At 35.6% G+C, this 13,888-nt stretch carries 10 protein-coding genes; 6 read left to right on the forward strand and 4 right to left on the reverse strand.

Annotated features, from left to right (window positions below):
- Positions 1-315: 315 nt before the first annotated feature.
- Both SGJ10_12605 and SGJ10_12610 read right to left on the reverse strand, forming a co-directional pair.
- Positions 316-1,386, reverse strand: a complete 1,071-nt coding sequence (locus tag SGJ10_12605) for a COX15/CtaA family protein (protein ID MDZ4758964.1) — start codon at positions 1,384-1,386, stop codon at positions 316-318.
- Positions 1,387-1,797: 411 nt separating this feature from the next.
- Entirely contained in the window at positions 1,798-3,135 is a 1,338-nt protein-coding gene (locus tag SGJ10_12610; protein ID MDZ4758965.1) for a dihydroorotase, read from the reverse strand.
- A gap of 59 nt (positions 3,136-3,194) precedes the next feature.
- On the opposite strand from SGJ10_12610, the gene SGJ10_12615 reads away from it, so the two are divergent.
- Genes SGJ10_12615 through recN form a run of 4 tightly spaced genes read left to right on the forward strand, consistent with a single transcriptional unit; the run spans position 3,195 to position 8,498 of the window.
- Positions 3,195-4,460, forward strand: coding sequence for an MFS transporter (locus SGJ10_12615; GenBank protein ID MDZ4758966.1), 1,266 nt, complete (start codon positions 3,195-3,197; stop codon positions 4,458-4,460).
- 28 nt (positions 4,461-4,488) lie between these two features.
- Entirely contained in the window at positions 4,489-5,766 is a 1,278-nt protein-coding gene (locus tag SGJ10_12620; GenBank protein ID MDZ4758967.1) for a DNA cytosine methyltransferase, read from the forward strand.
- Positions 5,750-6,838, forward strand: coding sequence for an HpaII family restriction endonuclease (locus SGJ10_12625; protein MDZ4758968.1), 1,089 nt, complete (start codon positions 5,750-5,752; stop codon positions 6,836-6,838). The genes SGJ10_12620 and SGJ10_12625 overlap by 17 nt, the downstream gene beginning before the upstream one ends.
- 10 nt (positions 6,839-6,848) lie before the next feature.
- Positions 6,849-8,498, forward strand: coding sequence for a DNA repair protein RecN (gene recN, locus SGJ10_12630; GenBank protein ID MDZ4758969.1), 1,650 nt, complete (start codon positions 6,849-6,851; stop codon positions 8,496-8,498).
- Positions 8,499-8,571: 73 nt separating this feature from the next.
- Here the strand turns inward: recN and SGJ10_12635 are convergent, their stop codons facing one another.
- Positions 8,572-10,101 carry an aldehyde dehydrogenase family protein gene (locus SGJ10_12635; protein ID MDZ4758970.1) on the reverse strand — a complete coding sequence of 510 codons (1,530 nt, stop codon included), beginning with the start codon at positions 10,099-10,101 and terminating at the stop codon, positions 8,572-8,574.
- 37 nt (positions 10,102-10,138) lie between these two features.
- Positions 10,139-10,315, reverse strand: a complete 177-nt coding sequence (locus tag SGJ10_12640) for a hypothetical protein (GenBank protein MDZ4758971.1) — start codon at positions 10,313-10,315, stop codon at positions 10,139-10,141.
- A gap of 113 nt (positions 10,316-10,428) precedes the next feature.
- Here SGJ10_12640 and SGJ10_12645 point away from each other — a divergent pair, with 113 nt between their 5' ends.
- Together SGJ10_12645 and SGJ10_12650 are read left to right on the forward strand one after the other, a co-directional pair.
- Complete coding sequence (locus SGJ10_12645; GenBank protein MDZ4758972.1) at positions 10,429-11,049, forward strand: hypothetical protein; 621 nt, start codon at positions 10,429-10,431, stop codon at positions 11,047-11,049.
- A 661-nt stretch (positions 11,050-11,710) separates the two neighbouring features.
- A complete protein-coding gene (locus tag SGJ10_12650) occupies positions 11,711-13,885 on the forward strand; it encodes a helix-turn-helix domain-containing protein (GenBank protein MDZ4758973.1) in 2,175 nt (724 codons plus the stop codon).
- Positions 13,886-13,888 lie beyond the last annotated feature (3 nt).

A 13,888-nucleotide genomic window follows, 5' to 3' on the forward strand; every position in this document is an offset into this window, starting at 1 on the left:
GAACTACATCCCGAAAGCCCCGCTTAATCCCGATAATTATCGGGATGCGGGGGGATTAGTCCCTTTCTTTTGGACTATTATATATTGAGTTTCGGTATTTCAAGGTTTTTGTATATAGCATTGGCATCATGTAGCGAAGTTAAATCTATGCTATATCTAGCAGGAAAACTTAAATATATTAATATCGAACAAAGAGACAATCTGCTAAAACTTGGTGAGGAAATATCTAGTATCATCAGAGGACTTATCAAATCTATGAAATAAAGTAAATAGCTTTCTATTCCCCACTAATACCCGCTGAATGGTACTTACTCCTTACCTCTTATTAATTCGTACTATATAACTCTCCCACACCATCACCAATAGCAACATCATCGCCACAAACTGGTGACTGACGCCCAGCCACAGCAGTTCTTGTTTTATACCTGAATGTAAAACGGTAAATACGCCCAATACTATTTGTAAGCTAACAACTGCAAGTGGAAGCCATTTTGTTTTGTTAAAAAGCTTGTCCCGATAGCTATCGGGATTAGCGTTTTTATATGCTCTGTAAGTCCATAAACAAATCATGATAAATAATATATATGCCAATCCACGGTGGATGAACTGTATCATAATTTCGTTCTCGAATATATTTATAATACTTGGTGACTTTTTGAAAAGTATATCTCCACTGGGTATAATGGCTGTATTAATATCAGGCCACGTGGGAGCGAATGTTCCCGCTTTCAATCCCGCCATAAAAGCTCCATAGATAAGTTGTACTGTTAGTAAAACTATGATAGAGATAGATAATTTATATAGGGGTTTGGAGTTTATTCTATATTCTTCTTTCACCAACATTTTCATCGCAAACCAAAATGTATAGCATAATACAATTAATGCCAACATAAAATGTGTGGCCAATTCATAATGCCGTACATATAATAAATTGCTTCCATGCAGACCAGTTGCCACCATTATCCAGCCTACGAGTCCTTGCAATGCTCCCAATCCAAATAAAACCAGTAGCGGATTCACCATCCACTTTTGAAAACGTTTTTGTAAAATAAATATAATAAAAGGGATGATAAATACTATTCCGATAAATCGTGCCCAAACTCTGTGCAACCATTCCCAAAAATATATATATTTAAAATCGGAAACGGTAAATGAAGAATTGATAGTTTTGAATTGAGCAGTTTGTTTGTATCCTTCAAAAGCTTGCTCCCATTGGGTATCGTCCATTGGCGGTAAGCTACCTGTAACCAAATCCCATCGAGTAATGGAAAGTCCGCTGCCTGTGAGGCGTGTAATGCCGCCTAACAATACTTGTATCATAATCATGCTAACGCCCACCAGTAGCCAGATAGCAATGGGTCGCTGAGATAATTTTTTGTCAGTCATTGGTTGCAAAGGTATAATGGAAATAGGGAAGTCGAGTTGAATGTCGGGTCTTACGACCCGACACGCAGAAAGGAGATTGATTTTTTGTTGTAGGGATTATATCATTTTCAATAATATATTAATTTCGTTGATGGGGAACTCAAAAATAATTTCACTATCAATTCAACAATATTGTGGATAAATGCGAGAACATCGACTGCTAAGGTACATACAACTAAAAATGCTAACATACCAGTATAATAATTTTTCATAAGGCCCAAAGTAAATAAAATTAATATACCTATATGAATACAATTTAGTAAAAAAGTATTTATTCAAAATAATTCAAGCTAAAGCATAAAAAAGACTCACAGTTCATTTGTAATAAAAATAAGAAAAACTTTGTTACTATTCATACAGTCGCTTTATAAATCACCTCTCAAACTCCAACCTCTGTCCCGCCAAAACCGCATGCAGATTGCCGTTATCAAACACCATTTCCCCATTCACAAAAGTATATAATATTGTACTACTGAAAGTTGTATTCTCAAGCGGGCTCCAACCACATTTGTATAATATATTTTCTTTGGTTACAATATAATATTGGTTCAAATCAACGAGTACCAAATCCGCAGCATAACCTTCACGTATAAAACCACGTTTGCTTATTTGGAAGAGCTCCGCAGGGGCATGACACATTTTTTCTACTAGTTTTTCTAAAGTTATTTTTCCTTGTTTTACTTTTTCCAACATCATTTGCAGGCCATGTTGCACAAGTGGCAAACCTGCGGGAGATTTCGTATAAACTTGCTGCTTTTCTTCCCAAGTATGTGGAGCATGATCGGTAGCTATAATATCAATTCTATCATCCAAAACCGCTGCAAAAACTGCATCTCTGTCACTTGCTGTTTTAATGGCAGGATTACATTTTATTTGATTGCCCAACGTATGATAATCTTCATCGCAAAACCATAAGTGATGCACACAAGCTTCGGCAGTAATTTTTTTATCTTTGAGTGGAATGGTATTATCAAATAATTCCAATTCTTTTTGTGTAGTTATATGTAATATATGCAAACGTGTACCATGCTTCTTGGCCAAGTCAGCCGCCATTTTGCTTGAGGAATAACATGCTTCCGCATTGCGAATTACAGGATGAAATTGCGGTGGAATATCCTCACCATATTGTGCAATATATTTTTGCAAATTCGCTTTAACCATCACGTCGTTTTCACAATGTGTAGCAATTAGGGTAGGGGCGTTTGCAAATATTTTGGCCAGCAGATGTTCATCATCCACCAACATTTCACCCGTGGAAGAGCCCATAAATATTTTAATTCCACATACTTTTTTGGGATCAGTCCGCATGAGTTCATCATAATTGTGCAAACCTGTTCCCATAAAAAATGAATAGTTTGCAGGCGAACAATGTTTGGCAATCTGATATTTTTCTTCGAGCAATTCTTGGGTAAGTGCAGGTGGATTGGTATTGGGCATTTCCATAAATGTGGTCACGCCTCCTGCTACGGCAGCAATACTTTCGCTAGCAATGGTAGCTTTATGCGTAAGCCCAGGTTCACGGAAATGAACTTGGTCATCAATAAGTCCAGGCAGCAAGTGCAAACCTGAACACTCAATCACCTTATCTGCCAGCTCAGCACTGATACCTGCTGCATCAATACGATCTATTAAACCATCTTTCAACAGCACATCAGCAACAAGGCTGCGGCCTTCATTGACTATGGTGGGATTTTTCAACAAAATTTTCATACCAACACAAATTAAGGGAATATTGAGGCAACTTTGCAAATTATATTTAAAATATTTTTATGAGCGACAAAAATCAAACCTCGATGTTGCTGCCCGTTTTCCTCACGGTCTTTATAGACTTGGTCGGTTTGGGTATCATCATCCCGATTATTCCGGATTTGATTTTGGACTTCCGCCATAAGAATGACCTGCTCGCAGGCATCGGTATCGACGAAAGATATATTATACTTGGTTTCCTACTTTCCAGTTTCCCTATCGCACAGTTTTTTGGAGCACCCATACTTGGTGCACTCAGTGACCGTTTCGGGCGAAAACCAATTCTTATTATATCATTAATTGGTACTTTGTTGGGTTATATAGTTTTTGCCATCGGTATTGCAGAACAAGATATATATATATTATTTGCCTCACGCATGTTGGATGGATTTACTGGTGGAAATATTGCTATTATCATGTCGAGTATTTCTGATGTGAGCGATGTAAAAACAAAAACAAAAAACTTCGGATTGGTAGGAATGGCCTTTGGTTTGGGATTTATATTAGGACCTTATATAGGAGGCAAATTTTCAAAACCTGAATTTGCAAATTGGTTCAATGATTTAACTGGCTTGCATGTTTCAAATTTGTCCATGCCCTTTTGGTTTGCCGCCCTGCTGTGTACTTTAAATATTTTATTTGTAATATATATGTTTCGAGAGACCTTGATTGGACGACGGCATACGCCTATTTCATTGACCACAGGTTTCAAAAATATATATAAGGCTTTCAAAATGCCCAACCTGAGAACGCTGATGATAGTGTCGTTTTTATTTATATTGGGATTCAATTTCTATACACAATTTTTTAGTCCGTATGTGATGAAAAAATTTAATTGGGATATCGAAAATGTCGGTGACTTTTTTGCCTTTATTGGCTTGTGCAGTGCGTTGGGACAAGGATTTATTGTACGCAGATTTTCGGGTAAAGTAGCCCCACAAAAAATATTAAATATATCATTATTGGTGATGGCAGCAGGAATATTTTGCCAAATACTGCCTGAACCGGGTAATGATTATCAATTATTTTTAGCGGTTCCTTTTATCGCTTTATCACAAGGATTTTCTACACCCAATATGAATACTTTAATTTCTATGCAAGCAGATGCAAAAACACAAGGAGAAATATTCGGCATCAACCAAAGTATACAATCATTAGGCATGGCAATACCTGGAATTATAGCGGGTTATCTTTCTACCTATAGTGGAATGTTGCCCATCATCACCGCTACTGTTGTGATTTTATTGGGATGGGCAGTATTTAAATTTACCTATAAAGCAGTTAAATAATTATCATACTTTTTTTATATTTGAACTAATGAAAATAACAGAAAAAATAAGCATAGATGAATTTGATGGCAAACGCTTCCAAATAAGATTGGTAGAGCCAGTAACCAATAAGAAAGCAGTCCTTACTCATTTTCTACATAATTTGCAAAATGGAGCCTCAAAGCATTATAAAAAGGATGCAATGAAAGCACTAAAAGAATATATACTATACAAAAAAGAAGAGGAGAATTTGTCTTTGCTTGCTGAAGAAGCCTTGCAACAACTTTTATTTGAAGTTGAAAATGTACCGTTCCCTACACCAGAAAATTATACATTTAAATTCATTGACTTATTTGCTGGCATTGGAGGTTTCAGAATAGCTATGCAAAACTTGGGAGGGAAATGTGTTTTTACGAGTGAATGGGATAAAGAAGCTCAAAGGACTTATAAAGCTAATTTTGGAGAAGTTCCTTTTGGCGATATTACAAATGAAAAAATCAAGAATTATATACCTGATAATTTCGATTTGCTTTGTGCTGGTTTTCCTTGTCAAGCATTCTCAATTGCTGGTAAACGAGGTGGCTTTGAAGATACCAGAGGCACATTGTTTTTTGATGTAGCCGAAATAATTAAAAGGAAAAGGCCGAAAGCAATATTCTTAGAGAATGTAAAAGGTTTGAGAAATCATAATGGTGGAAGAACATTAGAAACTATATTAAATGTTTTACGAAATGATTTAGGTTATTTCGTGCCCGAGCCACAAATAATAAACGCCAAAGAATTTGGTGTGCCCCAAAATAGAGAGCGGATTTATATTGTTGGATTTCGAAAAGATTTAAATATTGATAAATTTGAATATCCTAAAGCTCAACAAAAGCAAATAAAATTTGCAAGTGTAAAAGAGAAAAAAGTCGTACCAACTAAATATTATTTGTCTACTCAATATGTTCAGACTTTGATAAATCATAAAGAAAGACATGAAAGTAAAGGTAATGGTTTTGGATATGCAATTATACCTGATGACGGAATTGCAAATTCGATTGTTGTTGGAGGAATGGGTAGAGAAAGAAATTTAGTAATAGATAATCGTATTACAGATTATACTCCAACTACACATATCAAAGGAGTTGTGAATAGAGAAGGAATTAGAAAAATGACTCCTAGGGAGTGGGCCAGACTACAGGGATTTCCAGATAAATATATAATTCCAGTAGCAGACGCATCTGCATACAAACAATTTGGTAACTCTGTTGCGATACCTGCAATTCAAGCAACAGCAAAAAATATAATTCAAGTAATCGGAGTCAAAAATGTTAACAGGAAATAAAGGAGAATGGAGTGAGATATATGTCTTTCTGAAATTACTTGCAGATGGTAGATTAAATGCGGCTGACTCGAATTTGAATATCCTTCCCGATGTATATTATCCTATTATCAAGATATTACGTCAAGAAAGTGGGATTTTAAGAGAATATATTGTAGACCAACAAATCAAAATAATAGATGGTAGTAACGGAAGTGAATTATTTAATTTAAATGTTTCTGAATTTGTTAATCGGTCGATTGACTTATTTGCTAAACTTAGAAATTCTGAAGGAAGAAGTTTTCAATTTGAAGATATAGAAGAATTTTTAAGTAGTATTGATGTAAACTCATTGACAGCAGTGAGCACTGATAAGTCAGATATCAATATAATAGTACACGATCTAAGTACGGGTCTGAAACCAAAACTTGGGTTTAGTATTAAATCAATGCTTGGTGGAAGTTCAACATTGTTCAATCCTGGAAATACGACAAATTTTATTTTTGAAATAATTGGGATGGGGGAATTAAATTTTATGGAAATAAATGAAATAGTATCAGAACCTAAAATTACAAATAGAATCTCAAAGTTTAAAAGTATGGGGTTTAATCTAAAATTTGTAAATATTCAATCCTCAACTTTACAATTAAATTTGCAACTAATTGATGGTAGCCTGCCTGAAATATTAGCAGAATTACTATTATTAAGATATGCGTCCTTTGGGTCACCTGTATTGTCAGTTTTATTAGCCCAACTTACAGAGATCAATCCATTAAATTTTGATTTATCAATGGGGCACCCATTTTATGAATATAAGGTTAAGAATTTCTTAACAGATAGTGCCCTCGGTATGACACCAGCGACAACATGGACAGGTAAATATGATGCAACAGGTGGTATTATTATTGTAAAAAGTGATGGTGAACTAGTTTGTTATCATATATATAATAGGAATGAATTTCAAACATATTTGTTGAACAATACAAAATTAGAACAGGCTAGTACATCTAGATATAATTTTGGGGAGTTGTATCAAGATAATGGGAGATTCTTTATTAAATTAAATCTCCAAATTAGATTTAAAGCAGTTAAATAATTATCATACTTTGTTACAATCTATCTACATAAAAAACTTTGCATTGATTGATGAAATTCAAATTGAATTTTGTGCAGGATTTAATATTATAACAGGCGAAACAGGTTCGGGAAAATCCATTGTACTTGGTGCATTGGGCTTGGTTTTGGGCGAACGTGCAGATACTTCGGTCATTAATAAAAACAGCGATAAATGTATTATTGAAGCACAATTTGTAGTTGATAAAAATATACGATATATATTCGATACGCATGAGCTCGATTTTGATGCGACTTGTATATTGAGAAGAGAGATAAACAATCTCGGAAAATCAAGAGCGTTTGTGAATGACACACCCGTAAATATTTCTGTATTAAAAGAGATTGGTTCGTATTTAATTGATATGGTTTCGCAGCATGAAACTTTGGAGTTAAACCAAAACAAATTCCAAATGGAAACTCTGGATGCCGCTGCTGATAATGGAAATCTGTTTGTAGAATATTCTCAAAACTATCATAGTATTAAAACTGCAGAGAAGAAATTAACAGACTTGCAAACAAAAGAAAGCAATATTAAAAACGAACAAGACTATATACAATTTTTGCTGAATGAATTTGCCGAAGCTAAAATAAAGGCAGGCGAAGAGACCCAACTGGAGCAGGATTTGAATACTTTAGAACATGCAGGAAGTATTATAGAAGAAAGTTCAAATATTATTCAAACACTGAAAGAATCTGACTTTAATATAATAGCGATGCTGAAAGAAGTTTTGCAAAAAACATTGCAACTTTCAAAATATAATCAGAGTTTTGAGGAATTACATAACCGCATTAAGTCAGTACAAATAGAATTGGATGATATTGCTGCTGAAATAGAAAATACGGCCGAGAAAACACAAGCAAACCCTCAGCAGCAGCAGCTTTTAAAAGAGCGTTTGGATTTGATAAACCATTTGCTCAATAAGCATCGGGCAAAAACGACGGAAGAATTATTATATATAAAAAATGAACTTTCTGGCAAGAACGATGATATAGAATCATTGGGGAAAGATATTATAGTTTTGCAAAAGGAAATCGAGCTATTATATAATACTTTAAATGCTTTTGCTACTAAATTGTCCGAACGCAGAAAGAAAGCTGCAACCCAAGCAGAGAAGGGCATTAACGAATTGATGAAGCAAGCAGGTTTGCAAAATGCGATATTTAAAATTGAACTTTTGCAACTTACTGAACCCAATCAATACGGAATAGATGCTGTGGACTTTCTATTTGCAGCCAACAAAGGTTCTAATTTTTTACCCGTCAGCAAAACCGCTTCTGGCGGCGAACTTGGCCGGTTGATGCTCTGTATAAAAACATATATCGCAGGCAAAACAAAATTAGCGACTATGATATTTGATGAGATAGATACAGGAATCTCGGGCGAAACTGCTATACAAATTGGTCGCCTCATGCAAACACTTTCTAACAATCATCAATTAATTGCAGTTACCCACCTTCCACAAATTGCTGCCCGTGCCGAGAATCATTATAAAGTATATAAAGAAGTAGGAAGTAAAAATACAATTACAAAACTTGAGCAGTTAGATAAGAAACAGAGATTGCAGGAACTGGCCCACATGCTTGGTGGGGAGAACTATAGTGATAAAACATTGGCCGCCGCGAAGGAATTGATGAGGTAGGATTTAGGAGTAAGGAATAGGGAGTAAGGAGCTTACGCCAAATAGCACTTTCTCCTTATCCCTTCGTACTTTTTCACAAATCAAACTTAATCCCTTGCGATAACGGTAATTCCGTTCCATAATTAATAGTATTTGTTTGTCTACGCATATAAGCTTTCCAGGCATCGCTGCCGCTTTCACGACCACCGCCAGTTTCTTTTTCGCCACCAAATGCTCCGCCAATTTCGGCACCGCTGGTTCCAATATTTACGTTGGCAATTCCACAATCGGAGCCTGCAACAGTGAGGAATTTTTCGGTTTCTAAAATGTTTTGTGAGAATATAGAACTGCTCAAACCTTGGCGTACGCCATTCTGCAGGGCTATAGCTTCGTCAACAGTATTATACTTCATGATATATAATATAGGAGCAAAAGTTTCATGTTGTACGATATCCCAATCGTTTTTCGCTTCTATAATACATGGATTCACATAACAATCGGATGGCATATTTTCTATAATAGTTCCACCACATAATATATTACCGCCAAGTTCTTTTGCACGGGCAACCGCATTCAAGAAACTTGTTACTGCATCATTATCAATGAGTGGACCAACCAAAATTCCATCTTCTACTGGGTTGCCAATCCTTATATGTTTATATGCATTTAATATTTTTTCTTTGAGCGTATCATATATACTTTCATGTATAATAAGTCTACGAGTAGTAGTGCAACGTTGGCCGCAAGTTCCTACAGCACCAAAGATGATAGCACGCAAAGCCATTTCTAAATCGGCATGTTGCGAAACAATGATGGCATTATTTCCACCAAGTTCTAATAAACTTTTTCCCAGTCGAGCACCCACAGCAGCACCTACTTTTTTGCCCATCCGTGTAGAACCAGTTGCCGAAACCAAAGGAACATTTTCATCGTTGCTCATTAGTTCGCCAATTCTGTAATCACCTATAATAAGATTAAACACACCTTCGGGTATTTTATTTTCTTGTAATACTTTGCTCAATAAATGCTGACATGCAATAGCAGTCAACGGTGTTTTTTCACTAGGTTTCCATATACACACATCGCCACAAACGGCGGCTAGCATTGCGTTCCAACTCCACACCGCTACAGGGAAATTAAACGCCGATATAATACCCACCGCACCTAATGGATGCCATTGCTCATACATACGGTGGTTGGGGCGTTCGCTATGCATAGTCAATCCATATAATTGTCGTGAAAGCCCAACTGCGAAATCGCATATATCGATCATTTCTTGCACTTCGCCCAACCCTTCTTGCAGCAATTTCCCCATCTCATAGCTAACGAGTTTGCCGAGCGGTTCTTTATACTCACGCAATATATTTCCATACTGTCTCACAATCTCGCCACGCTTAGGGGCAGGCACGCTACGCCAGTATGAAAATGCTTTTTGGCTTTCAGTTATTATATGTTTATATTCGGCTTCACCAGCCATTTTTACGGTTGCTATTTTCTTACCATCCACAGGAGATATTATATCTTTTGTTTCGGTGTTACTATCACCAAACCATTGCAAACCAGTAGATGATGAGAGATTGAGTTCGTTGATGTGAAGTTGTTTGAGAATTGATTGTATATCCATGGGGCAAAAATAATGGTTAATTGTTAATGGTGAATGGTTAATGTTGCTTACGCAGATTTGTAAAATCAGCCGCAGTAATATAATAGTTTAGAAATAATGTAGTTTTTTGTACCTTTGAAAAAAAAACTGATATGCTTACCAAAATCAAAGTTATGCAAACTGTTAGCTCATTGCCAGATACTTTCTCAATAGAAGAGGTAATCAATAGGCTCATGCGACTTCAAAAAATTAAAATTGGTCTATAACAATCTGAAAAAGGCTTGTGAGTTTCAACAGAAGAATCGAAAAAGAAGCTTGAAAAATGGTTGAAATAAATTGGCTTACTTAATGAAAAAATTATATATCATATTCCTCCTTTTATTTATCCTAGCCAATCATCTTTATGGGCAAAAGCACAAAGTGCAGAATGATACTTTAGGATATTGGTCGGATATTGAATTGGCTGATGATTCAATATTTTGGAATGAGTTTTTTTATAAAGATTATTTCGAGTTACCTTTTTATGTTTGGAGAGATTCATTGGGTTATTATAAAAATAATTGGAGTGATCAGCCTTTAACTAAAGATGATACAATTCCGCATTTAATTACTGCACAAGGTATATGTAATGGGAAAGGCTACCATATAATAAATGAAGGCGAGGCAATTGATTTAAACGATACTATTGTTTTATATATTGGAGAATCTAGTCCAGCTTATTATGATGATTATCTTTTTAAAATTGTCAATGGAAAATTTAAAGGGAGCTATAATACAGTTTATAAACACTATCGATATTCTACTAAACTATTTTGGAAAACATTCAATCAAAAATTATATCTAAATATGCTGAAGCCTCAAAAAGGAACTTGGCTAAAAGGAAAGGTCGAATATGATTGTTTGCAAATTGATGATGGTGGTTCTCGCCTCATCCACCTGACTTCTTATTTTAAGTTGAGGGTGGAGTAATAATGGTAAATTGTGGCATAAATGTAGTCGGAGCATAATTGAAAATCTCATCGTATTGTCGAGAAAACAAAAGAATCCGCATAGAACCCCGCCGTCGCGTGCCTAAGCCTTAGCTAAATGCCATAGTTGGAAGACATTTTTACTTACCCAGCGATAAACGGGCGGCCACAGTATCGGAATACTAATAGCTATGAAGACTTACGACGGTATCTTCTTTACATATAGGATCCAAACTGTGGCTGAACCGTGGTTTTGCATTGGCTTCCATGCAAAAATCGCCTAGGTAAGTAAAAACACTTTTTGAGTACTTTTTTGTGTAAAAAAGTACTGTCGTGCTGGCGAGGCATGCGACAAAAAAAATAGTAGAAAAATATATAATACTGGTATGTCTTGAGTACATATGTGCCTTAACTCTTTGTTGTAAATAGTTCCTGCACAGATTTGACAACTCTTCCATGCACTAGCCCCTGTGGATTTGACAAATTAACAATGTTTGTATTTTTCGATATCCGCCGCGGACGAGAACACGACAAATCAGCCCGTTGAATAAAATGTTACTAATTCCCTCACCACCTACAACAAATAGCCTAACCCGCTGTGGATTAGCAAAAATATTTCGTGGTCGAATTTTTATTATATATTTTAAGACTATTTTTGTTTCATGGACTCAACAAACCCTGCATTAGAACTTGCAGAAAATTTCATGCACCAAACCAATTGCTCCGTGTTTCTCACAGGAAAAGCTGGTACAGGTAAAACTACATTTTTAAGAGAGTTGCAAAATACTTGTACCAAAAACATGGTAATTGTTGCACCTACAGGTGTCGCGGCCATCAATGCGGGTGGTATGACTCTGCATTCGCTCTTTCAATTGCCATTTGGACTATATACGCCCGAACGGAAGAACTATTTCGCACACGAAAATTTATTGATCAATGATGCAAATACTTTGCTGAGTCAGATGCGGATAAGTAAAACCAAAATTGATATATTCAAAGAAATGGAGCTACTTATTATCGATGAAGTAAGTATGTTGCGTTGCGATTTGTTGGATGAAATAGATATCATACTTAAGCATTTTCGATATAATAAAAAACCTTTTGGAGGTGTGCAAGTATTATTCATCGGAGACCTATACCAGTTGCCACCTGTAGTAAATGACAATGAATGGAAAATATTGTCTGAATTTTACGAAACGCCATTCTTTTTCAGTGCAAAAGTATTACAAGAAAATCCGCCTTTATATATAGAACTGCAAAAAATATATCGCCAAAATGAAGAGCATTTTATTGCCTTATTAAATGAAATTCGGAACAATAATTTGAATGAAGATGATTTTGAATTGCTGAATCAACGCCGCGGTGCATGGACCGATGACATGGATGATTATATAGTTTTGACCACCCATAATAAGATCGCAGACGAAACAAATATACAACATTTGCAAAGACTCGAAGGAGAAAAGTATAGTTATAAAGCATCCATCAAAGACGATTTTAATCAGTATGCATATCCAACTGAAGTGAATCTGGAATTGAAGATTGGAGCAAGGATTATGTTTATTAAAAACGATGTAGGGGAGGAGCGGAGATATTTTAACGGAAAGCTTGGCACCATTAGTAGAATTAAGGGTGAAGAAATATATGTGAAGTTTGATGATAATGATTTTGAGATGCTTTTGGAACGCGAAACCTGGAAAAATAATCGTTATGTATTAGATAAAGAAAGTAATAAAATTAGTGAGGAGGAAATTGGAAGTTTTACGCAATATCCTATCAGGTTGGCTTGGGCTATTACTATACATAAAAGTCAAGGATTAACTTTTGAAAAAGCAGTAATTGATGCAGGGAGATCTTTTGCTCCAGGTCAAGTGTATGTGGCATTGAGCCGCTGTACAACATTGGATGGCATGATTTTAAAATCGAATATTACGCAGCAAAGTGTTACAACCGATGAGCGTGTTATTAAATACACAAATGGTGCATTCGATGAAGATATATTATTAAATGTTTTTCAACTCGAACAAAAAATATTTCTTAAAAACAAACTATTACATACATTCGATTTCAAAAAAATTGAAAGTGAGATTCGTAGTTTTAAAGAAAACAATATAGGAAAAAAGATACCGAATGAGTTAGCAGAAAAGCAATGGATAAATGCCATGATAGCCAGTATAGACGAGCAACAACCTATTGCAGAAAAATTCAAATTGCAATTAGAGGCTTTAATTAATGAAGCAGAAAGTACCACAGATTCTACCACATTAAAACTACGAATTGAAAAAGCAGTTGACTATTTTTCTGAGAAAGTAAAAACAGGAATGTTGATGCCTACGCAGGTTTATTTAGAAAGTTTGAAGAGTGCTACACGAATTAAAAAGTATAAGTTCGATGTATTAGCAATAGAATTGCAATTGTTGAATTTAGCTAAGAAATTTAGTAAGATACAATATGGCGATATTGCATTTAAGTTCCCTGAATTTACGTATCATAAAACACAATTGCCCGCAGAAAAACCTAAGGGAGAAAAAGGCTCATCCGCCAAAGAAAGTGTCGCATTATTTCTTACTGGAAAAACCATTGCAGAAATAGCAACCGTAAGGAATATGGCCTTAACAACTGTTGAAGGTCATTTGGCGATTGGGGTGCAAGATGGGGAGATACAAATTGAACAACTTGTTCCCGAACAGAAAATAAAAGACATACTAGAAGTGTTCGAGAAAAATACATTTGACACACTTGCACCGTACAAAGAAATACTTGGACATAGTGTGAGTTGGGGAGAATTTAGGAGTGTGATTGCATATAGGAAACTAATGGTTAGAGAGGATGGTTAACGG

The sequence above is a fragment of the Bacteroidota bacterium genome, assembly GCA_034439655.1.
Classification (GTDB): Bacteria; Bacteroidota; Bacteroidia; order UKL13-3; family UKL13-3; genus CANJUD01.